The sequence below is a fragment of the Micromonospora globbae genome, assembly GCF_036184225.1.
Classification (GTDB): Bacteria; Actinomycetota; Actinomycetes; order Mycobacteriales; family Micromonosporaceae; genus Micromonospora; species Micromonospora globbae.
This window is the reverse complement of record NZ_CP108084.1, coordinates 6,838,347-6,864,289: the sequence shown is the minus strand read 5'-3', so window position 1 is coordinate 6,864,289 and position 25,943 is coordinate 6,838,347. Positions and strand designations below refer to the sequence as shown.

27 protein-coding genes and 2 tRNA genes are annotated in these 25,943 nt (G+C 72.7%); 8 read left to right on the top strand and 21 right to left on the bottom strand.

Annotated features, from left to right (window positions below; translation table 11 throughout):
• Nucleotides 1-658: 658 nt before the first annotated feature.
• Nucleotides 659-886 carry a hypothetical protein gene (locus OG994_RS31495; protein WP_120331768.1) on the top strand — a complete coding sequence of 76 codons (228 nt, stop codon included), beginning with the start codon at nt 659-661 and terminating at the stop codon, nt 884-886.
• A 14-nt stretch (nt 887-900) separates the two neighbouring features.
• Here OG994_RS31495 and OG994_RS31490 read toward each other — a convergent pair whose 3' ends face one another.
• From OG994_RS31490 to OG994_RS31465, 6 genes are all read right to left on the bottom strand, one after another.
• Nucleotides 901-1,698 carry a carbon-nitrogen hydrolase family protein gene (locus OG994_RS31490; RefSeq protein WP_328851818.1) on the bottom strand — a complete coding sequence of 266 codons (798 nt, stop codon included), beginning with the start codon at nt 1,696-1,698 and terminating at the stop codon, nt 901-903.
• 97 nt (nt 1,699-1,795) lie between these two features.
• On the bottom strand, nt 1,796-3,085 hold the full coding sequence (gene clpX / locus OG994_RS31485; RefSeq protein WP_120331766.1) for an ATP-dependent Clp protease ATP-binding subunit ClpX: 1,290 nt from the start codon (nt 3,083-3,085) through the stop codon (nt 1,796-1,798).
• 208 nt (nt 3,086-3,293) lie between these two features.
• Nucleotides 3,294-3,956, bottom strand: a complete 663-nt coding sequence (locus OG994_RS31480; RefSeq protein ID WP_120331765.1) for an ATP-dependent Clp protease proteolytic subunit — start codon at nt 3,954-3,956, stop codon at nt 3,294-3,296.
• A gap of 10 nt (nt 3,957-3,966) precedes the next feature.
• The gene (locus tag OG994_RS31475) at nt 3,967-4,608 is read right to left on the bottom strand and encodes an ATP-dependent Clp protease proteolytic subunit (RefSeq protein ID WP_120331764.1); all 642 of its coding nucleotides are present in this window, start codon (nt 4,606-4,608) and stop codon (nt 3,967-3,969) included.
• Nucleotides 4,609-4,779: 171 nt separating this feature from the next.
• Nucleotides 4,780-6,132: a trigger factor gene (gene tig, locus OG994_RS31470; protein ID WP_120331763.1), complete on the bottom strand. Its 1,353-nt coding sequence runs from the start codon at nt 6,130-6,132 to the stop codon at nt 4,780-4,782.
• Between the two features lie 146 nt (nt 6,133-6,278).
• Nucleotides 6,279-6,352 (bottom strand) — tRNA-Pro (locus tag OG994_RS31465).
• 326 nt (nt 6,353-6,678) lie between these two features.
• On the opposite strand from OG994_RS31465, the gene OG994_RS31460 reads away from it, so the two are divergent.
• Nucleotides 6,679-6,752, top strand: a tRNA-Gly gene (locus OG994_RS31460).
• A 92-nt stretch (nt 6,753-6,844) separates the two neighbouring features.
• Here the strand turns inward: OG994_RS31460 and OG994_RS31455 are convergent.
• The gene (locus tag OG994_RS31455) at nt 6,845-7,354 is read right to left on the bottom strand and encodes a tyrosine-type recombinase/integrase (RefSeq protein ID WP_328851817.1); all 510 of its coding nucleotides are present in this window, start codon (nt 7,352-7,354) and stop codon (nt 6,845-6,847) included.
• A gap of 283 nt (nt 7,355-7,637) precedes the next feature.
• On the opposite strand from OG994_RS31455, the gene OG994_RS31450 reads away from it, so the two are divergent.
• Nucleotides 7,638-8,228, top strand: coding sequence for a GNAT family N-acetyltransferase (locus OG994_RS31450; protein WP_328851816.1), 591 nt, complete (start codon nt 7,638-7,640; stop codon nt 8,226-8,228).
• A gap of 310 nt (nt 8,229-8,538) precedes the next feature.
• Here OG994_RS31450 and OG994_RS31445 read toward each other — a convergent pair whose 3' ends face one another.
• Both OG994_RS31445 and OG994_RS31440 read right to left on the bottom strand, forming a co-directional pair.
• On the bottom strand, nt 8,539-9,060 hold the full coding sequence (locus OG994_RS31445) for a GNAT family N-acetyltransferase (RefSeq protein WP_120331762.1): 522 nt from the start codon (nt 9,058-9,060) through the stop codon (nt 8,539-8,541).
• 41 nt (nt 9,061-9,101) lie between these two features.
• Nucleotides 9,102-9,455: a hypothetical protein gene (locus OG994_RS31440; protein WP_328851815.1), complete on the bottom strand. Its 354-nt coding sequence runs from the start codon at nt 9,453-9,455 to the stop codon at nt 9,102-9,104.
• A 106-nt stretch (nt 9,456-9,561) separates the two neighbouring features.
• On the opposite strand from OG994_RS31440, the gene OG994_RS31435 reads away from it, so the two are divergent.
• Nucleotides 9,562-10,146 (top strand): GNAT family N-acetyltransferase, encoded by a 585-nt coding sequence (locus OG994_RS31435; RefSeq protein WP_120331761.1) that lies wholly within the window; start codon nt 9,562-9,564, stop codon nt 10,144-10,146.
• 26 nt (nt 10,147-10,172) lie between these two features.
• On the opposite strand, the gene OG994_RS31430 is transcribed toward OG994_RS31435, so the two are convergent.
• A complete protein-coding gene (locus tag OG994_RS31430; RefSeq protein ID WP_328851814.1) occupies nt 10,173-11,213 on the bottom strand; it encodes an SMP-30/gluconolactonase/LRE family protein in 1,041 nt (346 codons plus the stop codon).
• A gap of 263 nt (nt 11,214-11,476) precedes the next feature.
• Between OG994_RS31430 and OG994_RS31425 the strand changes: the two genes are divergently transcribed.
• Nucleotides 11,477-13,624 (top strand): M14 family metallopeptidase, encoded by a 2,148-nt coding sequence (locus OG994_RS31425; protein ID WP_328851813.1) that lies wholly within the window; start codon nt 11,477-11,479, stop codon nt 13,622-13,624.
• A gap of 112 nt (nt 13,625-13,736) precedes the next feature.
• Nucleotides 13,737-14,003, top strand: a complete 267-nt coding sequence (locus tag OG994_RS31420; RefSeq protein ID WP_120331758.1) for a hypothetical protein — start codon at nt 13,737-13,739, stop codon at nt 14,001-14,003.
• Between the two features lie 179 nt (nt 14,004-14,182).
• Here the strand turns inward: OG994_RS31420 and OG994_RS31415 are convergent, their stop codons facing one another.
• Complete coding sequence (locus OG994_RS31415; protein ID WP_328851812.1) at nt 14,183-14,803, bottom strand: hypothetical protein; 621 nt, start codon at nt 14,801-14,803, stop codon at nt 14,183-14,185.
• Nucleotides 14,804-14,986: 183 nt separating this feature from the next.
• Here OG994_RS31415 and OG994_RS31410 point away from each other — a divergent pair, with 183 nt between their 5' ends.
• Nucleotides 14,987-15,319, top strand: coding sequence for a hypothetical protein (locus OG994_RS31410; RefSeq protein ID WP_120331756.1), 333 nt, complete (start codon nt 14,987-14,989; stop codon nt 15,317-15,319).
• 56 nt (nt 15,320-15,375) lie between these two features.
• Here the strand turns inward: OG994_RS31410 and OG994_RS31405 are convergent, their stop codons facing one another.
• The 4 genes from OG994_RS31405 to OG994_RS31390 all read right to left on the bottom strand — a co-directional run bounded on the left by OG994_RS31405 (nt 15,376) and on the right by OG994_RS31390 (nt 18,525).
• Complete coding sequence (locus tag OG994_RS31405) at nt 15,376-15,843, bottom strand: ribose-5-phosphate isomerase (protein WP_328851811.1); 468 nt, start codon at nt 15,841-15,843, stop codon at nt 15,376-15,378.
• 71 nt (nt 15,844-15,914) lie between these two features.
• Nucleotides 15,915-17,114, bottom strand: coding sequence for a DUF1015 family protein (locus OG994_RS31400; protein WP_328851810.1), 1,200 nt, complete (start codon nt 17,112-17,114; stop codon nt 15,915-15,917).
• 105 nt (nt 17,115-17,219) lie between these two features.
• A complete protein-coding gene (locus OG994_RS31395; protein ID WP_328851809.1) occupies nt 17,220-17,744 on the bottom strand; it encodes a hypothetical protein in 525 nt (174 codons plus the stop codon).
• Between the two features lie 157 nt (nt 17,745-17,901).
• Nucleotides 17,902-18,525, bottom strand: coding sequence for a mycothiol-dependent nitroreductase Rv2466c family protein (locus OG994_RS31390; protein ID WP_120331776.1), 624 nt, complete (start codon nt 18,523-18,525; stop codon nt 17,902-17,904).
• Between the two features lie 219 nt (nt 18,526-18,744).
• Between OG994_RS31390 and pepN the strand changes: the two genes are divergently transcribed.
• Complete coding sequence (pepN, locus tag OG994_RS31385; RefSeq protein ID WP_328851808.1) at nt 18,745-21,294, top strand: aminopeptidase N; 2,550 nt, start codon at nt 18,745-18,747, stop codon at nt 21,292-21,294.
• Between the two features lie 293 nt (nt 21,295-21,587).
• Here the strand turns inward: pepN and OG994_RS31380 are convergent, their stop codons facing one another.
• Genes OG994_RS31380 through OG994_RS31355 form a run of 6 tightly spaced genes read right to left on the bottom strand, consistent with a single transcriptional unit; the run spans nt 21,588 to nt 25,818 of the window.
• Complete coding sequence (locus OG994_RS31380) at nt 21,588-21,995, bottom strand: DUF5130 family protein (protein ID WP_120331752.1); 408 nt, start codon at nt 21,993-21,995, stop codon at nt 21,588-21,590.
• On the bottom strand, nt 21,982-22,287 hold the full coding sequence (gene ctaJ, locus OG994_RS31375; RefSeq protein WP_435870841.1) for an aa3-type cytochrome oxidase subunit CtaJ: 306 nt from the start codon (nt 22,285-22,287) through the stop codon (nt 21,982-21,984). The genes OG994_RS31380 and ctaJ overlap by 14 nt, the downstream gene beginning before the upstream one ends.
• A 57-nt stretch (nt 22,288-22,344) precedes the next feature.
• Nucleotides 22,345-23,808: an amidase gene (locus OG994_RS31370; protein WP_120331750.1), complete on the bottom strand. Its 1,464-nt coding sequence runs from the start codon at nt 23,806-23,808 to the stop codon at nt 22,345-22,347.
• Nucleotides 23,809-23,867: 59 nt separating this feature from the next.
• Nucleotides 23,868-24,869: an amidohydrolase family protein gene (locus tag OG994_RS31365; RefSeq protein ID WP_120331749.1), complete on the bottom strand. Its 1,002-nt coding sequence runs from the start codon at nt 24,867-24,869 to the stop codon at nt 23,868-23,870.
• Nucleotides 24,869-25,393 carry a 3-hydroxyanthranilate 3,4-dioxygenase gene (locus tag OG994_RS31360; RefSeq protein WP_120331748.1) on the bottom strand — a complete coding sequence of 175 codons (525 nt, stop codon included), beginning with the start codon at nt 25,391-25,393 and terminating at the stop codon, nt 24,869-24,871. The genes OG994_RS31365 and OG994_RS31360 overlap by 1 nt, the downstream gene beginning before the upstream one ends.
• Nucleotides 25,390-25,818 (bottom strand): RidA family protein, encoded by a 429-nt coding sequence (locus OG994_RS31355; protein WP_120331775.1) that lies wholly within the window; start codon nt 25,816-25,818, stop codon nt 25,390-25,392. The genes OG994_RS31360 and OG994_RS31355 overlap by 4 nt, the downstream gene beginning before the upstream one ends.
• Between the last annotated feature and the right edge of the window lie 125 nt (nt 25,819-25,943).

Genomic DNA, 25,943 nt, shown 5'->3' with positions numbered 1-25,943 from the left:
GATCAAGGCCCCGCGCTGCGGGACCCCTCTCGGGGCAACCGTTCCAACCTACCCGTCCCGGTCAGGAACGCCAACCCCCGCGTGGGGTGATCGAACTGACTGGTTCGGGATCCCACGCCGACGCACGCCGAAAGTCGGCGGTCGTTGCTGTCGTGGGAGAACCGCAGACCGGCCGGCACCGCTTTCGCGGCCACCCGCCCGGCTCCTGCCGGCTCCAGAACTTTACCCGGTCGGCTTCGCGGCCGCAACCCCGAATCTCTCGGAACTGCCCCGCACCGCCCGGTCCAGCCTCGGTCGGCGTCTCCGCCCCGAGCCTGGTGCCCGTTGTCGGCCGGTTTGCCCGGCCTCCCGCGTGCAGAGAGAAAGTTACGCGGACGGCCCGGAGAAGGCAAATCAACGTCCGTCACTGCTCGGTACGCGACCCGTCTGCCAGACCGCCGGCGGCACGCCGCGCACTGTCGGCGGCGGTTGTCCGGCGGTCCCTGCCCGCCCGAACGACCGCCCGCGGTCCCCGGCGGCACGTCCGACCCGCGGCCCTGGTGCGACCGGTCGCGAAGGTCCAACGCCACAGCCCGCGAGGCTGTTCCCGCCCGCCGGGCTGGTCGTTCGCGAGCGCGGCCCTGCGCACCGGGCGCTCCCGCGTGCCACAGTGTCTGGCATGGATGACGTCCACCGGCTGCCGGCCGCCCCACTCGCCGAGGAGGCGCTGCTCGGGCTCCTTCTGCCGTTCTGGCAGCTGGTGATCGGCGCCTTCGTCCTCGTCGTACTGCTGCTCTCCGTCCGTCGCCTGGCCCGGCGGGGCCGGTCCCGCATGACGACGGCCCTCCTCGTCACGGCCGCCGCCATCGTCGGATTCGCGGTCGTGGGGGTGCTCCTGCAGGGCTGACGGCGGACGCCGCGTCAGAGCCGCCGGTTGGCGAGGCTGGGCAGCTCGGCCCGGATCGTGGCGAGCCGGTCGAGATCCAGCTCGGCGAAGGTGACGCCGGGCTCGTCCGGCGCCTGCGCGAGGACGGTGCCCCACGGGTCGACGACCATGCTCCGCCCGAAGCACGTCCGCCCCGGCTCGTGGTCACCGATCTGGCCGGCGGCCAGCACGTAGCACTGGTTCTCGATGGCACGGGCACGCAACAGCACTTCCCAGTGGTCCCGCCCGGTGTGCAGCATGAAGGCGGCGGGCACCACCAGCACCCGGGCGCCGCCGTCGGTGGCCAGCCGGCGGTACAGCTCCGGGAAGCGCAGGTCGTAGCAGATCGACAGCCCGACCCGGACATCCTCCACCGTCACCACCACCGGCTGGTCGCCCGGGGCCACCGTCGCCGACTCGCGGTAGGAGACCCGGCCGGGAATCTCCACGTCGTACAGGTGGATCTTCCGGTAGCTGGCGGCGAGCGCCCCGGTGCGGTCGAAGACCAGCGACGTGTTCCACGTGTGCTCCGGGTCCGGCCCGGCCTCGTGGAACGATCCGGCGACCAGCCACATGCCCAGCCGGCGCGCGACGCCGGCGAAGAACGTGCCGACCTCGCCGTCGACCGGCTCCGGCTCGGGCATGCCCGCCGCCGGACCCAGGTAGTCGACGTACTCGGGAAGGACGGCGAGGTCCGCGCCGCCGACGGCGGCGCGTTCCAGCAACGACTCCGCGGCGGCGAGGTTGGCCTTGCGGTCCTCCCGCGCGTTCAGCTGGCAGACGGCGACACGCATGAGCCTCAGCGTACGGGGACGCAGCCGACCGGGACAGGGACGGACGTGCCGCCCTCACTCGCCTCGCGGCGGCGTACCCGTGCCTGCGGCGCCCCGGTCAGGCGGACTTCTCCTCGCGCTCCCGGCGGGCGCGCCGGCCGGTGAACTCGCGAGGCACGATCGTCGGGTTGACGTTCTCGAGGACGACCTCGCGGGTGATCAGGACCCGGGCGGCGTCGGGGTTGCTCGGCACCTCGTACATCACGGAGAGCAGGACCTCTTCCATGATCGCCCGCAGTCCGCGGGCGCCGGTGCCGCGGAGCATGGCCTGGTCGGCGATGGCCTCGAGCGCGGCCGGCTCGAACTCCAGCTCGACCCCGTCCAGCTCGAACAGGCGCTGGTACTGCCGGACCAGCGCGTTGCGGGGCTCGGTGAGGATCCGCACCAGGGCGTTGCGGTCCAGGCTCCGCACGCTCGTGATCACCGGAAGCCGGCCGATGAACTCGGGGATCAGCCCGAACTTGAGCATGTCCTCCGGCATCACCTGGCTGAAGATGTCGTCGGTCGAGCGGTCCGAGACGGCCCGGAGCCGCGCGCCGAAGCCGGTGCCACCGTGCCCGGTGCGCGCCTCGATGATCTGCTCCAGACCCGCGAAGGCCCCACCACAGATGAAAAGCACGTTGGTGGTGTCTATCTGGATGAACTCCTGGTGCGGGTGTTTGCGGCCGCCCTGGGGCGGCACGTTCGCCACGGTGCCCTCGAGCATCTTGAGCAGCGCCTGCTGGACACCCTCGCCGGAGACGTCCCGGGTGATCGACGGGTTCTCCGACTTGCGGGCGATCTTGTCGACCTCGTCGATGTAGATGATGCCGGTCTCGGCGCGCTTGATGTCGTAGTCGGCGGCCTGGATGAGCTTGAGGAGGATGTTCTCCACGTCCTCGCCGACGTAGCCCGCCTCGGTGAGCGCGGTGGCGTCGGCGATCGCGAACGGCACGTTCAGCATCCGCGCGAGGGTCTGGGCCAGGTGCGTCTTACCGCAGCCGGTCGGCCCGAGCAGCAGGATGTTGGACTTGGCCACCTCGACGGCGTCGGAGCCGGGCCCGCCGGCCGCCTCGGCCTGGATCCGCTTGTAGTGGTTGTAGACCGCTACGGAGAGTGCCTTCTTGGCCTGGTCCTGCCCGACGACGTAGTTGTCGAGGAACTGGCAGATCTCCATCGGCTTGGGAAGCTCTTCCCACTTCACCTCGCCGGACTCGGCCAGCTCCTCCTCGATGATCTCGTTACAGAGATCGATGCACTCGTCGCAGATGTAGACCCCGGGGCCCGCGATCAACTTCTTGACCTGCTTCTGCGACTTGCCACAGAAGGAGCACTTCAGTAGGTCGCCGCCGTCACCGATCCGTGCCACCTACGTTCTCCCTGCACTCAACCGGCCGGGGACCCGGCCATGACCCGCGGCGGCTGCGCCCCGCCGTCTTGTTCACCCCGCCGGTCCGACCAGCGAAGCGGTACAGACCCGACGTTACCCGCTGGCGGAGTTTTCTCCGACCCCCAAAACGGGTGTGTCAGAGGTCGGCCGGGATCGCCGTCCCGACCGACCTCCGACCCGGCACTGGTCAGCTGGCGGCGTTGGCGGCCAGCAGGCCCTTCTTGCGGCTGGTCAGGATCGTGTCGACCAGCCCGTACTCACGGGCCTCCTCGGCCGTCATGATCTTGTCACGATCGATGTCCTTGCGGACCTTCTCGATCGACTGGTTGGCGTGCCGCGAGATCATCTCCTCCAGCTGCGTACGCATCCGGAGGATCTCCCGGGCCTGGATCTCGATGTCCGAGCCCTGCCCGTAGCCGCCCTCGGTGGCCGGCTGGTGGATGATGATCCGCGAGTTCGGCAGGGCCATCCGCTTGCCCGGAGTGCCCGCCGCGAGCAGCACGGCGGCGGCGCTGGCGGCCTGCCCGAGGCAGACGGTCTGGATGTCCGGCCGGACGTACTGCATGGTGTCGTAGATCGCCGTCATGGCCGTGAACGAGCCACCCGGCGAGTTGATGTACATGATGATGTCGCGATCCGGGTCGGTGCCCTCCAGCGTCAGCAGCTGGGCCATCACGTCGTTGGCCGACGCGTCGTCCACCTGCACGCCGAGGAAGATGATCCGGTCCTCGAAGAGCTTGTTGTACGGGTTGGACTCCTTCACCCCGTACGACGTGCGCTCGACGAACGACGGCAGCACGTAACGGTTGTGCACGGCCGCGAACTGGGGCGGCAAGCTCAGGTCGGTCATCGTCAGCTCCTCAGCTCAGAGTCCCGGCACCTTCCGGAACCTGGGCGGCTCCGGTGATGACCTTGTCGATGAAGCCGTAGTCGACGGCCTCCTGGGCCGTGAACCAACGGTCGCGGTCCGAGTCCGCCTCGATCTGCGCGGGGGTCTGACCGGTGTGGAAGGCGACCCGCTCCTGGAACATCCGCTTCGTGTAGAGCATCTGCTCCGCCTGGATGGCGATGTCGGCGGCCGTGCCGCCCACGCCACCCGACGGCTGGTGCATCATGATCCGCGCGTGCGGCAGGGCGTAACGCTTGCCCTTGGTGCCCGCACAGAGCAGCAGCTGCCCCATGGAGGCGGCCATGCCCATCGCCACGGTCGAGACGTCGTTGTCGATGAACTGCATCGTGTCGTAGATCGCCATGCCGGAGTAGACCGAGCCACCCGGCGAGTTGATCCAGAGGTTGATGTCGCGGTCCGGGTCCTCCGCGGCGAGCAGCAGCAGCTGCGCGCAGATGCGGTTGGCGACCTGGTCGGTCACCTCGCTGCCCAGGAAGATGATCCGCTCCTTGAGCAACCGGTTGTAGACCGAGTCGTCGAGGTTGCCAATGTTGTCGCCACCTCGGGCGTCGATCGCCCGGAGCGGCTTCGGTGGGATGTGCATGTCGGTCATGGCAGCCCTTCGCTCTCCGTACCGTCCTACCCGACCCTAACCGCTCGGCCGGGCGGCAGAGTCCCGGTCGTGGCACTGTTCGCTCACAGCGCAGCCACCCTCGGGACGTACCCGGAAAAGGGTTTCGGCCGCCGTCTGCCACGCGTGGCGGACGGCGGCCTCACCCGACGATCAGTGCTCGTGGTCGTGCTGGTGCTCGGCCTCGTTGGCGGCCCGCAGGGCGTCGAGGGTGACCTCGTTGCCGGCGGTGTCCTTGATCGTGATCCGCTCCATGACGGAGGCGAGCGCCTTGCCCCGCCGGACGTCGCCGTAGACGGCGGGCGCCGCGCCGGAGCGCACCAGCTGGTCGTAGTACTGCTGCGGGGCCATCCCGGCGCGCTGGGCCCGGTGCACGATCTCGTGGCCGAACTCGTCGTCGGAGACCTGGACGTCCTCGGCGTCGGCCAGGGTGTCCAGCAGCAGCTGGATCTTCACGCCCTCGGTCGCCGCCTCGGTGAGCTCGGCGTCGATCTGCTCCTCCGTCTTCTCCTCGGAGGCCAGGTAGTCCTCCAGGGTGGCGCCGATCCGCTCCAGCTGGTCGATCATGGCCTGCTTGCGGCTCGCGACCTCCTCGCGGACGACCCCCTCCGGGGCCGGCACCTCGGCCGCCGCCACCAGCTGCTCGAGCGCCTTGTCACGGGCGGCGTAGATCTGCTCGACCTGCTTGCCCCGGCTCACCCGCTCCCGCAGGTCGGCGCGGAGCTCGTCCATGGTGTCGAACTCGCTCGCCATCTGGGCGAACTCGTCGTCCAGCTCCGGCAGCTCCTTCTCCTTCACCGTCCGCACCGTCACCGAGACCTCGGCGTCACGGCCGGCGAACTCGCCGCCCACGAGCTGGGTGCTGAACGTGGTGCTGTCGCCGGCCGCGAGGCCGACCACGGCCTCGTCCAGGCCCGGCAGGAGCTGCTTGCTGCCGACCTCGTGCGAGATGTTGGTCGCCGACCCGCCCGGCACGTCCTCCCCGTCGACGGTCGCGTGCAGGTCGATCTGCACGTAGTCGCCCTCCTGGGCGGCCCGCTCGACGGTCTTGAGGGTCGCGAACCGCTCGCGCAGGTTCTTCACCTGCTCGTCGATCTCGCTCTCGTCGATCTTGAGCTCGTCGACGGTCACCTCGACGGTGGCGAGGTCGGGGAGGGTGATCTCCGGCCGTACGTCGACCTCGGCGGTGAAGTTCAGCGAGTCGCCGTCGGCGAACTCGGTGATCTCGACCTCGGGGCGGCCGAGGGTCTTCAGGTCGTGCTCGCGCACCGCGGCGAGGATGTTCTGCGGGATAGCCTCCTGCACCGCCTCGTTGAGGACGGTGCCCCGGCCGACCCGCTGGTCGATCACCGCGGGCGGCACCTTGCCCCGGCGGAAGCCGGGAACCTGGACCTGCTGGCCGATCTCCCGGTACGCCTTCTTGAGGCTCGGCTCGAGCTCGACGAACGGCACCTCGATGGCGAGCCGCACGCGCGTCGGGCTCAGAGTCTCGACGGTGCTCTTCACAGGCGTACTCCTTGACGGATCTCAGTTGAGTCTGGGCGTGGATTCAGCCCATCGAGTGTAGGCGAGCCGGCCCGGCCCTCCGGCAGCGCCCAGGGACCGCCCGGAATCGAGCGGTGCCCGGGAGGCGACCCGGCCGCGGACGACAGTCGGGGTGGCGGGATTTGAACCCACGGCCCCTCGCTCCCAAAGCGAGTGCGCTACCAAGCTGCGCCACACCCCGTGGCGTCGAAGAGTGTATGCCGTCGCGCCCCGGCCCGGGCCTCGGGGCACGGCCAACCCGACACTTCATCCCCTACCACCCGGCCGGCGGGCGCCGCGCGGGCGCCCGAGAGGCGCCGCGCGGGCGTTCCGAGGGCGTTCCGAGGGCGCTCCGAGGGGACAACTTCGTGGATAGTGCTGTCTCCGGGCGTCGGGGAGGCCACAACTTCCCGGAAACAGTGCGGATCTTGGCCGGCGGCGGCGGAGCCGGGGCCGCGGGTGGGGCTGCGCGGGCGACGGGGAGATTGGGTAGGCTGTCGGGCGCGCCCCGCGTGTGTCGGGGCGTACGCGGGCGTAGCTCAATGGCAGAGCTTCAGTCTTCCAAACTGACGGTGCGGGTTCGATTCCCGTCGCCCGCTCCAACGGCCTCCGACCCAGGTCAGAGGTTGCGTCCCCCGAACCTGGGCCGGTCGGCCACTCCCCCGCTCCGATCTTGCGGGCCATCCACGGGCCATTAGCTGCTCTGGCCGCCCTTGCGCCGCGCCTGCCGGACGATCCGCCGGTCCATTGCCGAGGCGATTTCGCGGTCCCGCTCGCTGGTCGCGTGCTGGTAGATCAACGCCGCGCGCATGCTCGCGTGCCCCATGCGGTGCATCAGCTCCCGCGTGCTGGCCCCGGACGCTGCGGCGAGGGTGTTGCCGGTGTGGCGCAGGTCGTGGAAGTGGAAGCCGGGCAGTCCGAGCGCTGCGACTGTTCGCGTCCACTTGACCGCACGGCCGAAGTTGCCGGATCGCAGTAGTGCGCCCTTGTCGCCAGTGAAGACCAGGGCGTCAGCGTCAGCGGCGGTGAACTCGGCCAGATGCTCCCGCAGGGCCTCCACGGCGGCGGCCGGCAGGGCGACGACCCGGACCCCGGCCGCCGATTTGGGCGGCCCGAATTCAAGGCGGCCCGCAAGCGGGCCGCGCCGGCCCGGCCCCGGCCTGCTGGCGACCTTCGGCCGGCATCGGCCGGGCCGGCCGGCCACGCTTGGAGAGCGTCAGACCTTGAAGACCTCGGGGCTCCGCCCCGAACCCCGGCCCTCCTCGGAGATGCCGCCGCGGCTCACCTCGTCGGGCACCACAAGGGCTACCAGCCTCCCCGGACGGGGCCAAGGTCGTTCGTCCGGTTGGGCGCTCCACCTTGTCCCCGCCCGGGGAGGCTGGACGGTCTACGACTGCCCGACGAGGAGATCCGCTACCCCCCACACGGGATGTTTAGCACCTGCTAGGGTCAGCCGCACGCAGAGGATCAGCCGGAGGCCAGGAGGAATGACCGCCTTCCCCGAGACCCGCCTGCTAGCGGCTGATCTCTTGCTGAGGCCCTTCTCCGCAAGCGACATCGAGGAGAACCAGATCGCTTGCGCGGACCCGCTCATCCAGCAGTGGCTCCCCCTGCCCCAGCCCTACACCCGCCAGGATTCCGCTGACTGGTGCACCAAGATCTCCCATTCCCTCCGGGAGACCGGAGACGGGATCCACTTCGCGATCGTCGACGCGGACACAGACCGCCTCCTCGGCACCGTCGGGTTGAAGAAGACCGACTGGCACGGCCTGGTCAGCGAGGTCGGTTACTCGGTTGCTCCCTGGGCTCGCGGCCGAGGCATCGCGGCCGAAGCCACGCGGAGCGTCGGTCACTGGCTACTGGTTGACCACGGCTTCCAGCGCATGGAACTCAAGGCCGCCACCGGTAACCTGGCCTCACAGAGGACCGCTCTCAAGGCTGGCCTGCAACGCGAAGGCATCATGCGCAATGCCGGCTTCACCCACGCCGGCCGCGTCGACCTGGTCCTCTTCTCGCTCACTCCGGATGACCTCAAGTTGCAGGCTGATCACGACGGCCAACCCATGGAGATTAGGTAGCGCGGGCCATCCACGGGCCAGTAACCGTGGCACGCAGCGGTCATGAGCGGGCACGAGCGGCATTCGGCTCTGCCGCCGGCCGCAGGCGTTTCGGGCATCACGACCGGTTGAGCACGCTCTTCCAAACTGACGGTGCGGGTTCGATTCCCGTCGCCCGCTCCACCCACGAAGCACCACCAGGGCTGCCAGCAGCCCGAGGAGGAGATCCTCCCCCACGGGTCTCCGCCGTCCACCGCCCGTCGAGCGGAACCACGACGACAGCGGCAGACGGCACGATGATCCGATGCTCGCCGAGGCGACCGGACGCTGTTCAGAGCGTGATCCAGTAGCGCCGCACGGTGCCGAGTTCGGTGTCCCGGATGTCCTCCAGCACGCCGCCGTTGCGCATGATCGTCCGTGCTGAGGCGGCGTTGTCGACCTCGCACGTGACGAGCACCCGGTCCAGGCCGAGCCGCCGCGCCTCGTCGAGCATCCGGCCGAGCGCCCAGCTCGCGATCCCGCGCCGGCGGGCGGACGGCCGGACGCCGTAGCCGATGTGGCCGCCGACGCGCAGCAGGAAGTCGTCGAGTTCGTGCCGCAGCGCGATCCCGCCGAGCACCTCGTCCCCCTCGACGATCCACCGGTACGTGCACCGCACGCGACCGTCGAGGGGCTTCGCCGGGTCCGACTGGTCCGTCAGCCGGGCCACCCACGCCGCGAACCCGGCGGGCGAGGTCACCTCGTCGGAGGGCCGCAGCCCGAAACCGTCCTCGTGCAGGCCCGGGCCCCACTCCCGGTGCGCCGCGAGCCAGGCGGCGTGCAGGCGTACGGTCGGCGCGATCAGCTCCGGCATGCCGCGACGATAGCGGCGGCCCCCACGTCGCGCGGTGGCGGTCAGGCGCGGCGCAGCCGCCCGGTTTCGGGTACGTCGAGGTGGAAGCGCTTCCCGTAGTCACCCTCGTAGCCGAAGTCGACGTTCTGCACCACGAGGCGCTCGGGGCTCGCCTCCACGAGCTGCACCGCGATGGGCTCGTCGCGCTCCGGCAGCTGGAGCATCCACCGGTCGGCGAGGTAGCTCAGGCCGACCGCGTCCAGCGTGCGTTCCACGTCCTCCCGGTCGCCGGCCTCGCCGAGCGGGTGGCCGAAGACCGTCACCGGCGCGAAGACGCCCTCCTCCACCGGCACGAGGTAGCCGAGCAGTTCACCGTCGTCCTGCCGTCGGTGGGGAATCCAGTGCTCAGGGACCATGGACGGCATGGTAGGCAGCGCCGGCGCCGGCGGCACCGCAATATGGGCCGCCCGGCCGGGCGATATTCGGCTGACCATGCGCGACCGGCGGGTGAGAATCCCGCCCATGTCCCAGGCCACGTTGCACACCGCCCGGATCCGACTGGTGCCGCTCGCCGACGAGCACCTCGACCACGAGGTCGAACTCGACGCCGACCCCGAGGTGATGCGGTACCTCGGCCCGGCGCGTACCCGGGCGGAGGTCGAGGAGTTCCACCGCCGCCGGCTCGCGGTCGCGGACCAGGTGCCCGGCCTGGGTTTCTGGGCCGGTTTCGTGGACTCCGACTTCGTGGGCTGGTGGATCCTCGAACCGCCGCAGCGCCCCGACCAGGGGCCCGTCCAGGGGCAGGCCGAGCTCGGCTACCGGCTCCTGCGCCGGTACTGGCGTCGCGGGCTGGCGAGCGAGGGGGCGCGCGAGCTGATCCGGCACGGCTTCGAGGATCTCGGCCTGACCCGGATCTTCGCCGAGACGATGACGGTGAACACGCCGTCACGGGCCACGATGGCCTCGGTCGGGCTGCGGTACGTCCGCACGTTCCACCAGGACTTCGACGACCCGCTGCCGGGCACCGAGCAGGGCGAGGTCGAGTACGCGATCACCCGCGAGGAGTGGCTCGCCGGCCGGTCCGCGCAGGCCACGTCGCGCGGCTGACCCGGGCCGCGCCGCCGGCGCCCGGCTCAGGCGTGGTCGTTGGGCGCGGGCGGGACGCCGACGCTCATCCGGTAGATCCAGACCGGGTACTCGACGCGCTGCTCTCCGCGGGCGAGCCCGGGGGTCCGGTGCAGCTGGGCCGCCGGCATCCAGAGGTCGCCGTCGGCGTCCACCCACATCGCGTCCACCCAGGCCAGGCGGGGGTCGGCCACCAGCGTCGCCACCTCGCGCTCCGGTGAGACGGTGAGGATCCGCCGCCGCTCGGCGTCGGCGAGGTAGATGGTGCCCGCCGCGTCGATGGCCGTTCCGCCGGTCGTCGGGGTGTCGAGCCAGGGTTCGACGTGCGCGGCCACCGTCGCGGGGGTGACCGACGGGTCGTCGAGCCACCGCGTCTCGATGCGGGACAGGCCGCCGGAGGCCGGCTGGTAGTACAGGTACCGCCCGTCGGGCGACACCTCGAGCTGGTCGACGTGCAGCACGACCTCGGCGCCGTCGGGGCCGCGCAGCACCTCCCCGTCGGCGACCAGCGGCCGCCCCCGCGTGCTGGGATGCCCGTCGAGCACCCGGCGGGCCCGCCCGGAGGCCAGGTCGAGGACGATGAGGCCGCCCACGCCCGCGTCGGTGAGGTACGCCGTGCCGCCGTTGAACCGTACGTCGTCGACGTAGCTGTGCTCCCTGACGGCCACCTTGAGGTCGTAGATCCGGGTCACCTCGCGGGAGCCGGGGTCCGTGACGATCAGCCGGGCCCCACCGGGCACCTGCGGCCGGCCGAGCCCGGGCGCGCCGGAGTCGACGATCCACAACCGGCCGTCCGGGCCGGCGCGCAGGCCGTTGACGTGCACGTACGCGCCGTCGGGGCGGGGCTCGTCGTGGACGGCGTTCCACGACTCGTCCGGCCACGGCACCCGCCGACCGTCCGGCAGCGCCTCGGCGACCTGCACCCCGGGCTCGTCCGCTCCGGGGAAGCTCACGAAGATGCGCCCGTCGACGGTGGTGACCCCCGTGCAGACGCGGTCGTTGGCGACGACCGGCGTCACGCGCCCGTCCTCCCGGGTCGGCAGTGCCACGGCGTCCTCCCGGCCTGTGACGTGATCGGCGGCGTTGCCGGCCCGAGCGGCCGGCGGCGAACCGGGCCGGTTCCCGGCCTCCCGGCGCCGCCGGATTCCCGGGCCCCACCAGGCCCGCCGGCTTCCCGGCCTCCCCGGCCCCGCCGGGTTCCCGGGGCCCCGCCGGGCCAAACACCGGCGCACCACGGGAAGCCTTCTTGACAGAAATCGATCCGTGGACTGGTGTGGAGGGCCGGAGACATCGACGTCCGTCAGGAGGGCACATGATCGTCCGACGACGGTGGACGGCCGCCGCCACCACAGCGATCCTGATCAGCGCGGTCCTGTCCCATTCCGGTTCCGGCGCCGCCGCGCCGGCCCCCGCGCCCCGGCCCGCGGTCACCCTGGCCGGCGACGAGACGGCGCTGGTCCGGGTGCAGCTGCGGGACCAGGCGCAGCTCGACCAGCTCGTGGCCCGCGGAGCGGACCTCGCCAACCGCCCCCGGTCCGCCGACGGGCGGATCCTCGCGGACCTGGTGCTGACCGGCGCCCAGCTCGCCGAGCTGACCGCGCAGGGGGCCACCGCCGTCCAGGTGGTGCAGCGCGCCGGCGACGGGGCCCGGCACTTCGCGGAGAGCGTCCGCGCCGCGCAGGCCCGTACGGCGGCGGGACTCCGCGCCCCGGCCGCGGGGCAGCGCACGACGAGCGCCGCGACGGCCGTGGACACCCTCCAGTTCCTCCAGGCGTACTGGTGGACCACCGGTGGCCGGACGTTCGTGCAGACCCAGGTGGCGACGACCGCCACCGACGACCCGGACGTCGAGATCACGGTGAGCTGGCGCGCCGCCGACGGCGCCACCGGCTCGTTCCCGCTGACCCGGTTCGAGGACTCGGGCGAGTACCAGTACCACTACGCGCTCCCCGTGCCGGTGCCGAGCCGGCCGGTGCAGGTGACGGCCACCTCCAGCCTCGGCGGGGTGAGCCGGCCGGTCACGCCGGCGCTGTGGCCGAACGCCGCTCCGCCGCCGCTGCCGGAGGGCTACCAGAAGGACTTCATCGACGCGTACCTGACGCCCGTGGACATCCAGGCCCGGATCAAGCGGCTGGCCCGCCAGTACCGCGGCCTGGTGGACGTCATCGACCTGCCGTACAAGACGCAGGGCTACCGGCGGACCGCCACCGCGTACCTCGGCGACCCCGCGGTCGCGGCCGTCGTGGTGGAGTCGGTGCGCTTCGGTGACCAGGGCATGAACGGCGTCCAGGTGCGCACCGTCGACCCCGGCCGGGGGAACCGCCCGCTCACCGCCACCTACCGGGACCGGGTGCTCACCGTCTCGCTCGCCACCGACCGCTCCGGCGCGGTCGTCAGCACCACCGACGACGTCGCCGCCGTCATCAACGCCCGGTTCCCGAACCGGTTCCGCGCGTTCGTCGAGGACGGCTCCGCCGGGCTGCCCATGCCGGTCGTGGCACCGGTCCGCCTCGACGACGGGCTGGAGGGCGCCGAGGTGCCCACGAAGCCGTGGACGGTGCAGGCGCTGCGCATCGGCAAGCACCGCGACGGGTCGCGCATCGGCGTCCTGGCGTACTTTCAGGAGCACGCCCGGGAGTGGGCCACGCCGCTGGTCACGCTGGAGTTCGCCGAGCGGATGCTCGCCAACTCCCGCACCGACCCGGCCACCCGCGAGCTGCTGGAGCAGGTGGACATCTTCGTCATCCCGACGGTCAACCCGGACGGGGCGAACTACTCGTTCCACGACTTCAACTTCCAGCGCAAGAACCTGGTGAACCACTGCACCGGGACCAGCCGCGACCCGCGCAACCGGGACGCGTGGGGCGTGGACCTCAACCGCAACTACACGGTCGGCTCGTACTTCGACGGGTACGTGGGCGGCAGCGGCAACTGCCTCTCCGGCACGTACGCCGGCTCCGGCGAGCTGTCCGAGGCGGAGAGCCGCAACGTCATCGCGCTGGCCCGGGAGCACCGCAACATCCGGTTCGCCATGAACGTGCACTCCTACGGCGGGTACTTCATGTGGCCGCCGGGGGCGTACAAGGCCGACGGGCGGGTCACCCTGCCGCGGCCGTCGATCGACGAGTCGAAGCTCTTCCTGGACAGCGCCCGGCGGATCGTGGGCGCGATCGCGCAGGAACGCGGCACCGTCACCTGGCCGTCGCAGACCGGTCCGGTCGCCGACGTGCTCTACTCGGCCGCCGGCAACTCGGCCGACGAGCTCTACTACGAGCTCGGGATCTTCGCGTGGGACTTCGAGGTGGGCAACGACCGCTGGAACGACGAGACCGGCCAGTGGGAGGGCGTCGGCTTCCAGCCGCCGTTCGAGGAGGCGCACGCCGAGTCCCAGGAGTACGCCGGCGGGCTGGTCGAGATGGTCCGGGTGGCCCGCGACTACGCCGCCGCCCAGGAGGGCTGACGGGCCGCCGCCCCGAGACCCGGGTGCCCGGGGCGGGCCGGCCGGGTCGTCCGGCCGGCCGGTCCCGGGCCGCGTCCGTTTTGCGCGGACCCGGCCCGGGTACGGCATCGACATGGACACGAACGACACCGCGCACCTCGTCGGCGGCCCCCGGGACGGCAGCACCCACGACGCGGGTGACAGCGCCCTGCTGGAGCTGGAGATCGACGGGATGATCCACCGGTACATCCGCACCACGAAGCGGCACGACGACGGCGGCACCGTCTACACGTACGACGGGATGGTGGCCCCCGGCGGCGGCGAGCCCGGCGTCGAGGACCCGGCCGCCCGCGTGGCGTCGCCGCGCGCCGACGCGGAGGGCGGCGCCGGCGGGCACTGACCGCGCGCAGTTGCCGGCGTGCCCGGTCTCCTGCCGTGGATGAACCGCGGCGGTCCGGGTAAGCAGCGGCCCAGCCTGGTGGAGGACGACGACGTCGCGGCGACTCCGCGACCGGGCGCGGGCGGGCGGGCGTGGCCCGCCCGCCCGCGGTCAGCTTCTCGCGTCGCTCCCGGGCGGCGTCAGTGGCCGGTGATCCAGTTCCAGGCCGACACCACCCAGTCGGTCTGCTGCAACCAGGCGACGCCGAGCCCCACCAGGAAGACGGCCGTGATCAGGTGGGCGCCGCGGGCGCTGCGCCGGACCCGGCCGAGCTGGCGTTCGAGGATCACGCGACCGACCAGCCGGGAAAGCGCGAAGAGGCCCACCGCGACCAGCAGGCTCAGCACGAGGATCAGGAACGGTCCGGTCAGGTTCCCCTGCCCGGAGATCGCCCAGATCCCCCAGCAGACGAACGCGAAGAGCGCCCCCGCGGCGCTCCACTCGCCACCGCGCCGCAGCTGCGCCAGGTGCCAGCTCATCGGCCGGCGCGGTGCCGGCTCGCCCGGCCAGCCGATGCCGGTCGGTTCCTGCCCGACGGCGGGGAACGGCTCGGTTCGCGGCGCCCGGGGCTGGCCGACCGAGGCGACGCCCCGGCGGAAGCCGTCCCGCTGCTGGGGCACGGCCCCGGGCCGCGGCGGCACCTCGACGGTCCGCTCCGCCCAGGGCTGGGTCTGGTCCGGCTCGACGGTCCGCTCCGCCCAGGGCTGGGTCTGGCCCGGCTCGACGGTCCGCTCCGCCCAGGGCTGGGTCTGGTCCGCCATCTCTCTCCTCCCCCTGACCGGCGGCATTCACCGCCGCCTGAGTCCGAGGGTAGCCACCCGGCAAATGCACCACCGCCCGCGATCTTGCACTTTACGCCCCGGCGTACCGGACAAAAGCCCCGAACCTGGGGCCGAAAGTGCAAGATCGCGGGGAGAGGCGGGGGTGGGCGGTACGGTCGGGGGGTGGGCGATGCGGAGCGACGGCGACGACGGCTGAGGCACCACGGCGACGACGGGCCCGGGCGGGGCGGCACCGGCGGGTCGGCCACGACGTCCGGAGTCCACGACGGCGACCCGCCCCGACGCCGCGGCCCGGCCGCCGACGAGCGCGACGGCGAGCGCGGGCTGCGCGGCCTCGTCGGCTCGGGCTCGTCACAGGTGGGGCTCAGCGCCGCCCTGCGGGCCCGGGACGCCGCCCGACCGACCGAGCGGGACCTAGCCGAGGCCGAGGCCCGCGTGGTCGTCGTACGGCGCAACTGGGTGCCCCGCGAGGAACTGCCCCGCTCGCCCCGCTGACTCCCGCGCCACTGACTCTCGCCCCGCGACACGTCACCCGGCGCGTCGGTGACCCGTCAGGGCAGCGGCGGCAGCTGCCGGCTCGCCTCGTACGCGGCGACCTGGCCGATGCGCCGCGCGTGCCGGTCGTTGCCCGAGAACGGCGTGGTGAGGAACGCCTCGACGATGGCGGTCGCCTCGTCCAGGGTGTGCTGGCGCGCCCCGACGGCGACGATGTTGGCGTCGTTGTGCTCGCGGGCCAGCTGCGCCGTCTCGACGCTCCAGGCGAGCGCCGCCCGCACCCCCGCGATCTTGTTCGCGGCGATCTGCTCGCCGTTGCCGGAGCCGCCGATGACCACGCCGAGGCTGCCCGCGTCGGCCACCACCCGGTCACCGGTGTGCAGGCAGAAGGCCGGGTAGTCGTCGTCGGGGTCGAACACGTGCGGCCCCACGTCCACCACCTCGTAGCCCTGGTTGGCCAGGTAGCTGGCCAGGTGCACCTTCAGCTCGTAGCCGGCGTGGTCGGATCCCAGGTAGACGCGCATACCGCGCAGTCTGTCAGGCCGCCGCCGGTGACGACGCGCGGGCGGCGTCACCGGGGCGATTCGTCACAGCGTCAGCCGGCCAGCTCGGCGACCACCAGGCCGCCGCGCGCCTTCGGCGTGAACCAGGTGCTCTTGCGCGGCATCTTCTCCCGGGCCAGGTTGACGGCCACGAAGTCGTCGACGGTCACCGGCGCGATGAGGATGGCCAGCTCGGCCCGTCCCGCGTCGACCTCGCCCGTCAGCCAGCTCGCCGGGTAGTCCCCGCCGACGTACGTGATCCGCTTGTCACCCGGGTCGAGCCCGAGGGCGTCGCGCAGCAGCAGGCGCTCGACCAGGGTGTGGTCGAGGTTGTCGAGCGGCCCACCGTCGACGTGGGGCAGCCGGACGGCGTACCCCTGGCCGGGGAGCCGGAGGTGGACGGTGCCGCCGGCGGCCGGGACCTCGACCGGGCCGTCGATCGGGGTGACCTCCGCGCCGGCCGCGCGGAGCCGGTCCAGCAGCTCGGCGCCGCTGGTGGTCAGCTCGCTCACCAACCGGTTGTACGGCTGGATGGCGACCGACCGGGGCGTGGTGACCACCGCCAGGAAACGCGGCAGGTTGCCGGTCTGTGCGGCGAGGCTGCGGTGGTTGCCGTCGGCGACGACCAGCTCGCCACCCCCGGCGAGAGTGGTGAGCCGGTCCTGTTCGGGGCCGGGACCGACCAGCCAGATCGCGTGCGTCCGCCCGGCCTGGTCGGTGTCGGTGGCCGCGGGCGCGCCCGCGGACTCGGTCGCCGCGGCGAGCGCCTCGTGCAGCTCCTCGCCCCGCCCGGTCTGGAGCAGCAGCACCGGGGAGAGCAGGTGGCCGAGCGCCTCGGCCAGGGCGACGCGTTCTCGCACCTTGGCGATGAAGACGTCCTCGTTGCGGATCACCAGGCCCGGCTCGTCGGCGCGGGTGGAGATCTGGTCGGTGTCCACCATCGCGAAGAGCCCGTACGCCGGCTCCTCCCCCGGCGCGGTGATCCGGTAGAGGACGACCACCTGCTCGGCCGGGGTGTAGCTGCCGTCGGCCTTCGCCTCGGCGAGCCGCGCGACCGCGTCGGGCAGCGCGTCGAGGAACGACTTCCCGAGGCTGCCCGGCGCCCGGTGCGGCATCTCGATGCCGAGGGCACTGTGCGGGTTCGCCTCGATGATCGCGGTGATCTCCGCGTCGTCGGCGAACTCGTCGTAGTTCTGCGCGCCGGTGCCGCCAGTGGTGATCCAGGCCCGGGCGATCGGATGCACGACCGTCATGCCCGCTGACGCTACCGTCGCCGTACCGGTCGGCGACGTGGACCCGGGCCGCCGTCCACCAGGTGAAAGCGGCGACCCGGCACGTCCGGTCATCGTGCGGAGGGCTCAGCGGCTCTGCTCGGCCGAGCGGCGGTGCCGGCCGACCGGCGCCCCGGCCGGGCGGACACCCGGGGGGAACGGAAGGACCGGGCGGACGCCGGAGGTCGCCGACACGGGCGGGGGCACCGGACGGGCGGCCGGGGTGGGCGGAGCCGCCGGACGGGCGGCCGCCGCGGGCGGGCCCGCCGGGCGGGCGGCCGGGACGGGCGGAGCCGCCGGGCGGGGCTGGTTCCGCCGGGCGGGCGCCGCGGTAGGCCCGGGCGGGGTCAGCCGGGACATCGCCGCGGTGGCCCCGGGCGGGGTCAGCCGGGCGGACGCCGCGGTGGCCCCGGGCGGGGTCAGCCGGGACGTCGCCGCCACCCGGGCGACGCCCACCACGATCGGCGGGGCCAGCAGGTCCGCCACGTCCGTGGGCAGGTCGGGCCGGACCGTCGGCCAGCGGGAGTCGTCGACCGACCAGTACGCGGCCGTCTCGGCCGCCTCCTCCTGGTTCAGCGGATCGTCACCGGACACGCGGCGGTGCTTGGCCATCGGGATGCCTCCACGAGCTGCGAGATGCGGGTTGCGACTGGCTGCGGCGGACATCCGGCCAAACGAGGTCGGAGGCGGGGCGGTGACGGTACGTGGCGTGGTGTTAACAGGGGCCCCTGTTACGACCGACCGCGTCGACGGGGCCCCTGTCCGCACCTCAGTCGAAGATCGGGTCCTGCTCCCGCGTCCGCTTGAGCTCGTAGAAGCCGGGCGTGCCGGCGACCAGCAGGACACCGTCCCACAGCCGCCCCGCCGCCTCACCCTTCGGCGCCGGCGTGATCACCGGGCCGAAGAAGGCCACGGTGCCGCCGTCCGGGCCGGGAGCGTGGATGACCGGGGTGCCCACGTCCTGGCCGACCGGTCGCATGCCCTTCTCGTGGCTGGCCCGCAGCGCCTCGTCGTACTCGGTGCTGTCGGCGGCCGCGGCGAGCGCCGGGTCCAGGCCGGCGTCGGTCAGGGCGGCGGCGTACAGCTCCGGGCCCCGGTTCTCCTTGCCGAGGTGGATGCGCGTGCCGAGCGCCGTGTAGAGGCGGCGCAGCACGTCGCCGCCGTACCGCTGCTCGGCCGCGATGCACACCCGCACCGGGCCCCAGCCGGTCCGCATCAGCTCCTGGTACTCCTCGGGCAGGTCGCGGCCCTCGTTGAGCACCGACAGACTCATGACGTGGAACCGGACGTCCAGGTCACGGACCCGTTCGGCCTCCAGCAGCCAGCGGGACGTGATCCAGGCCCACGGGCAGATCGGATCGAACCACATGTCAACGGCTACGCGTTCGCTCATCGGCGCGGTCCCTCCACGACGGCTGACGCCGTACCGTGCGGCGTCCCACCCGATCTTCACCCCGGGATGCGGGGAGCGGCAGTGGAATGAGAGCGTGACCTCGGCCACCGCGGGCTGCCGCTGCATGGAAGACTCGTTCCGGGCCGACCACCACGAGCCGGTCGGCGAGCGGCGCCGCCGCGGCGTGAAGCGAATGGGATGGAGACAACAGTGCCGGGAGTGCGCAACCTGACGCAGGTCGAGGCCACCGAGCGAGCCCGCCTGCTCGAGGTGACCCGATACGACATCAGCCTGGACCTGTCGACCGCCGTGCAGGCGGCCGAGGGTCGCACCTTCCGGTCCACCACCGAGGTCCGGTTCCGCTGCACCGAACCGGGCGCGAGCACGTTCATCGAGGTGGCCGCCGAGTCGGTGCGCTCGGCCACGCTCAACGGCTCCCCCGTGGACCTGTCCGGCTGGTCGGCGGAGAAGGGGCTCGCCCTGACCGACCTCAAGGGCGAGAACACGCTCGTGGTCGACGCCGACTTCGCGTACTCGAGCAGCGGCCAGGGCCTGCACCGCACCGTCGACCCGGTCGACGGTGAGACGTACCTGTACAGCCAGTTCGAGACCGCCGACGCGCAGCGGGTCTTCGCCTGCTTCGACCAGCCCGACCTGAAGAGCGTCTACACGTGGCACGCCACGGTGCCGGAGCACTGGCGGGTGGTGTCGAACATGCCGGTGGAGCGGGAGGAGCCGGCGGGCGACGGCCTCAAGACCGTCCACTTCGCGCAGTCGGTCCGCATGAGCACCTACATCACGGCGCTCTGCGCCGGCCCGTACCACGAGGTGCGCGACAGCCACGACGGCATCGACCTGGGCGTCTTCTGCCGGGCGTCGATGGCGCAGTACATGGACGCCGACGACCTCTTCCTCATCACGAAGCAGGGCTTCGACTTCTTCCACGAGCAGTTCGGCGTCCGCTACCCGCTGCCGAAGTACGACCAGCTCTGGGTGCCCGACTTCAACGCGGGCGCCATGGAGAACTTCGGCTGCGTCACGCACGCCGAGTCGCACTACATCTTCCGCTCGCAGGTGACCGACTTCGAGTACGAGCAGCGGGCCAACACGATCCTGCACGAGATGGCCCACATGTGGTTCGGTGACCTCGTCACCATGCGCTGGTGGAACGACCTGTGGCTCAACGAGTCGTTCGCCGAGTGGGCCAGCCACTGGTGCAACACCCACGCGACCCGGTTCCGGGAGGCCTGGACGACGTTCCTGTCCATCCGCAAGAACTGGGGCTACCGGCAGGATCAGCTCTCCTCCACCCACCCCGTCTACTGCGAGATGCCCGACCTGGAGGCCGTCGAGGTCAACTTCGACGGCATCACGTACGCCAAGGGCGCGAGCGTGCTCAAGCAACTGGTGGCGTACGTCGGTGAGGAGCCGTTCCTGGCCGGCCTGCGGGCGTACTTCGGCAAGTACGCCTGGGGCAACGCCACGTTCGACGACCTGCTCTCGGAGCTGGAGGCGGCCTCGGGTCGGGAACTGCGCAAGTTCGCCGCCCAGTGGCTGGAGACCGCCCAGGTCAACACGCTGCGGCCGGAGGTGACCATCGCCCCCGACGGCACCTACGAGCAGGTGGTCGTCCGGCAGGAGGCCCCGGCCGGGCACCCGACGCTGCGCACCCACCGCATCGGTGTGGGCCTCTACGACCTCACCGACGGCCGGCTGGTGCGCCGGGAGCGGTGGGAGGTGGACGTCGCCGGGGAGCGGACCGAGCTGGGCGACCTGGCCGGTGTCCGGGCCGCCGACGTGCTGCTGCTCAACGACGACGACCTCACGTACACCAAGCTCCGCCTCGACGAGCGGTCGATGTCCACGGTCGTGCAGCACATCGCGGGCTTCGAGTCGTCGCTGGCCCGGGCGCTCTGCTGGACCGCCGCCTGGGACATGACCCGCGACGCGGAACTCGCCGCCCGCGACTACGTGGCGCTGGTGCTCGCCGGGCTGCCCGCCGAGGGCGACATCAACCTGGTCACGGCGACGCTGCGGCAGGCCACCACCACGCTCACCTTCTACGCCGACCCGGCCTGGGCGCCGACCGGCTGGGCGGAGCTGGCCCGCACCGCGAAGGCCGCGCTCGCCGCCGCCGAGCCCGGCAGCGGCTTCCAGCTCGCCTGGGCCCGGGCGTACGCCTCGGCGGCCCGTTCCAGCGAGGACCTCGCGATCCTGCGGGGCTGGCTGGACGGCACGGACGTGCCGAACGGGCTGACGATCGACACCGAGCTGCGCTGGGGCCTGCTCGCCGCGCTCGTGGCCAACGGCGCGGCCGGGCCGGCCGACGTGGACGCCGAGCTGGCCCGTGACCGGACGGCGAGCGGCGAGCGGGAGGCCGCGTACGTGCACGCGCTGGTGCCCACCGCGGAGAACAAGGCGGCCGTGTGGGCCCAGCTCACCGGCCCGGAGGCGCTGCCGAACTGGCGGCACCGCGCCCTGCTCCAGGGCTTCACCCACCCGACGCAGGTCGAGCTGGTGGCGCCGTACCGCGAGCGGTACTTCGCCGCGGTGGGCCAGGTCTGGGCCAGCCGCGACAGCGAGCCCGCGCAGGAGTTCGCCCAGCTGGCGTACCCGGCGTACCTGGTGGACGAGGACACCGTGGCGGCCAGCGACGCCTGGTTGGCCGCCGAGGGCAACCCGGCGCCGCTGCGCCGGCTGGTGGCCGAGGGGCGTGACGGCGTGGTGCGCGCCCTCAGGGCCCGCGAGAGGGACGCGCGCAGCGCCTGACGCGAAGGATCGGACGCGGCCCGGGCGGGCGTGGGCGCAGGCCCGCACCCGCCCGGGCCGTCCTCGTCCGGCGGGGACGCGACGGCGTCGCCTCCGACGCACGGTTCCTTGGCGCTGCCGGACCGCCGCCGGGCCTCGGCCGGTGCGCTCGACGGCCCGCCCGCGGTTCCAGCGGGACCCGAGCACCCGCGCCCGGCAGGGGGCCGGGTCCTGGCCGGTCGATCCGCCCCGTCAGGACGACGAAAGCCCGGCCCGCGTGTGCGCGGGCCGGGCTTTCGTCGTACGCGAGCGGGTCAGCCCCGGCCGGCGTGGCTGGCGAGCTGGTCGAGGCCGCTGATGATGCCGCCGGCCAGGTCGCCGCCGCCGAAGGAGGCCACCATGGAGAGCGCCGCCAGCTTGGCGTACGTGTCCGGGATGCGCTTGCGCGCGTGGCGGCCGGTGACGATCTCCAGGCGTCGCTGGTTGGGCGAGACCGCGATCAGGACGGAGCGGTCCGGGTCGGCGAGCTGGCGGTGCAGCCGCTCGGCGTGCTCCCGGACGGGCTCGTCGAGGCCGCCCACGAAGACCGAGAAGACCAGGCCGGTGCCCTGGTCGGCGAGGCGGAGCGCCTCGTCGATGCGCAGCAGCTGGCGGGTCGAGAACGGGCCGTCCAGCACCTCCGGCGGGTTGCCCGTGCCAGCCTGAACCTCACCAACGGTCACTTGCGCCTCCGGTTCCCCCGGCCGGCGCCTCGCGGCCGGCCTGCTCCTGCTTGCGGCTCGTCAGCGCGGGTGCCTGCGCGCCCGCTGCCAGGGCGGTGCCGGCCGAGTCGGCCAGGTGCTCCGGGCGGGCCAGGAACCAGACCGGCGTGAAGTCGAAGGGCCGGCCCGGGCGGTAGCGCTTCGCGCCGCGCCCACCATTGCCACGACTGGCCGCGTACGCGAGGCCGCCGATCACCAGTACGGCCGCCGCCGGGATGCCGACGTAGACCAGCAACGTGTCGGTAACAGACAATCCCAACGCCCCCAGGCGGAAGAAGAGACCTCAGGCATCAAGGTCGGGTGGACAGGTTCAAGGCGTCGACCGCCCGACTCCGCTGCCATTCACGTTAGCGGAGTCCACGGCCCGCCAGATCGCGGGGTGGCGATCCCATCCGCCACTGGAGTTCTCGAGTTCCGCAGCGGTCGCGATCAGGCGCGCGTCGTCACCGTACCGGCCGGTGAGCAGCACTCCCACGGGCAGGCCGGTCCCCGTCGTCCCGATCGGCAGCGATACGGACGGCTGGCCCGTGACGTTGAAGATGGCACAGTACGGGGAGAAACGGCGTTGGCGGTCGAAATCCGCCTCCGGGTCACCGTCGGCGGTGAACCAGCCGACGGGCGCCTGCGGTGCGGCCAGGGTGGGGCAGAGCAGCAGGTCGCAGTCGGCGGTGCGGCGGGCGCCGAGGCGTACCTGGGCCTGGAGTTCGCCGAGCGTGGCGGAGAGCGTGCCGGCGGAGATCTGTGCGCCCCGGGCCCGGAGGAACCGGGTGAGCGGCAGCAGTTCGCTCTCCCGCTCGGGCGGCACCGGGGACAGCGCCAGGACGTACCAGACGACCTCGAACAGCGGCCACGCCGCGGGCCCGAGCGGCGCGGGCACGTCGACCACCTCGTGGCCCGCGGCGGCGAGCAGCGCGGCGGCGCGGTCCACGGCGGCGACGCAGTCCGGGTGCACCGGTTCCTCGGCGAGCATGGGGGTGGTGAACCGGCCGATCCGCAGCCGGCCCGGCGAGGCTGCGCGGGCGGTGGCGAGGTAGCCGTCCGGCGGCGCGACGGGCGGCAGGTAGGGCTCCCCGGGCACCGGTTGGGCCATCACGTCGAGCAGGGCCGCGACGTCGGTGACCGTACGCCCGATCGGGCCGGGCGTGGGCAGGCCGAACGCGCCGAACCCGAGGGGGCCGCCGGACACCAGGCCGCGGCTCGGCTTGTAACCGACCAGGCCGCAGAGTGCGGCGGGGATGCGCACCGACCCGCCGCCGTCGGAGCCCTGTGCCACCGGCACCAGCCCGGCCGCCACGGCCGCGGCCGCGCCTCCGCTGGACCCGCCCGCCGTGTACGCGAGGTCCCACGGGTTGCGGGCCGGCGGCGCCACGAGGCCCTCCGAGTAGAGCGAGCAGCCCAGCTCCGACGTGGTGGTCTTGCCGAGGCTGACCATGCCGGCGGCCCGCATGAACCGGACCACGTCGGCGTCGACGGGCGGCACGAAGTCGGCGAAGGCCGCCGAACCGAAGGTCGTCCGCACACCGGCGGTCAGGGTCAGGTCCTTGAACGCGGTCGGTACGCCGTGCAGCGGCCCGCGGCCGTCCGCCGGCGCCGCGTCGGCGTCGCGGGCCGCCGCGCGGGCCGCGTCGGGCGTGACGGTCACGAACGCGCCCACCGTGTCGCCGAGCGCCGCCACCCGGTGCAGGTGATGCTCGACCAGTTCCACGCTGGACAGCTCGCCGCGGGCGATCGCGGCGGCCTGCTCCAGCGCGGTCAGGTCGTGCGGCTCGGCCATGCCCCCATCCTGCCCGCCGGCGGGCCGGCCGGCGGGAAAGACACGTCGTCCGGGCCGCGCTACCGGCCGAGGAAACGCAGGGCGTTGCGGGACAGCAGCTTCTCCCGCTGGTCCGGCGTGAGGAAGTCGGCCTTGCGGACCACCTGCCCGACCGGCCGCTCCCCCAGCGGGTACGGGTAGTCGCTGCCGAGCAGCACCCGGTCCTCCCCCATGGTGTCCACGAGCAGCCGCAGCGCCGCCGGGTCGAAGACGACCGAGTCGACGAGGAACCGGTCGACGTAGGCGCTGGGCGGCGCCGTGGAGGCGCCGCGGACGAGGTCGCCGCGACGGTGCCAGGCGTTGTCGGCGCGGCCGAGCCAGAACGGGAAGCTGCCACCGCCGTGCGCAAAGCAGATCCGCAGCGTGTCGGGCACGCGGTCGAAGACACCGCCGAGGATCAGCGCCAGCACCGACAGGTGCGTCTCGGCCGGCATGCCGGTGAGCCAGCGGGCCATCCAGCGGTCCAGGCGCGGCCCGCCCGGCATGTCCCAGGGGTGGACGAAGACCGGGGCGCCCACCTGCGCGCAGTGGGTCAGGAACTGCACGATCCCGGCGTCGTCGAGGTCCCGGTCGCCGACGTGGTTGCCGATCTCCACGCCGACGTGGCCGGCCGCGAGGCACCGGTCCAGCTCGGCGCAGGCGGCGTCCGGGTCCTGGAGCGGCACCTGGCAGAACGGGACCAGCCGGCCGCCACCGGCGGCGGTCACCGACAGCGTGAGGTCGTTGAAGACGCGGGCGACCTTCACGGCCTGGTCGGCGGGCCGGTCGTAGCTGAAGAAGACCGGTGTGGGCGAGACGACCTGGACGTCCACGCCGTCGGTGTCCATGTCGGCCAGCCGCGTCGGCGCGTCCCAGCACTCGGCGCCGACCGGCCGGAACTCCGTCTCCCCCACCATGATCATGGCGGCGCGCTCGGAGTCGATCCGCAGCCACGGCCAGCCGGACCCGCCGCACGCCGCGGCGAGGTCCGGCCATCCCCTGGGTACGACGTGCGTGTGCACGTCGACCACCGGTGCGCCCATCAGCCCTTGCCCGGGTGCAGCGCACCGCAGTTGTCACAGGTGCGCGCCTTCTCGTCGGCGTAGAACGCCTGGAACACCGGGGGCAGGTCGGCCGCGATGTCCCGGACCTGGAGCTCGACCTCGTGCACCTTGTGGTGGCACTCGGGGCAGTACCACTGGAACTTCTCCAGCGTGCCCTCCTCGCGTACCCGCTCGATCACCATCCCGATCGAGCCGGCCTCCGGCCGCTGCGGCGAGTGCGGGGTGTTGCGCGGCAGCATCCACATCTGACCCTCGCGGATGTGGACCGTACGCGGCCCCTCCGGCAGCATCAGGTTGACGTGCATGTTGCCCTTGACCTGGTAGAAGAACTCCTCGTACGGGTCGACGTGGAAGTCGGTGCGCTGGTTCGGCCCGCCGACCACCATGACGATGAAGTCGTCGCTGCCCGGCAGCATCTCCTTGTTGCCGACCGGAGGCTTGAGCAGGTGCTGGTTCTCGGCGATCCACCCGGGAAAGCTGAACGGCTCGGCGATCTCGCTCACGACTGACCTCCTGAGGGAAGAAGGGCCACGGCCTGTATCTCGATGAGCAGGTGCGGGTGGGGCAACTGGTGTACGGCGACCGTGGTCCGGGTGGGTCCGGTGGCGTCGAAGAACTCCGCCCACACCTCGTTGTAGCCGCCGAAGTCGTTCATGTTCACGAGGTAGGTGGTCACCTGGACGAGATCGGACAGGTCCGCGCCGACCGAGCGCAGCAGGTCCCGGACGTTCTCGATGACGGCGCGCGTCTGCACCCGGATGTCCAGGTTGGTCGTGCCGAACTCGTCCACCTCGACGCCCGCGAACGTGTTGTCCGGCCGCCGGGACGACGTACCGGAGACGAAGACGAACCCGCCGGCCACCTTGACGTGCGGGAACGCGCCGCGCGGCACGGCCTTGCCCGGCACCACCTTCGCGCCGTCACCCACGTCGACCACCTCCGGCCTCCGACGCGGGGACGGTGACCACGACGAGGTTCCCGGCGGGCCCCCCGGCGTTGCGGGCCGGCGGCCGGGTCGAGGCGTCAGGCCCGACCGCCCGCAGCGGGGTAGGC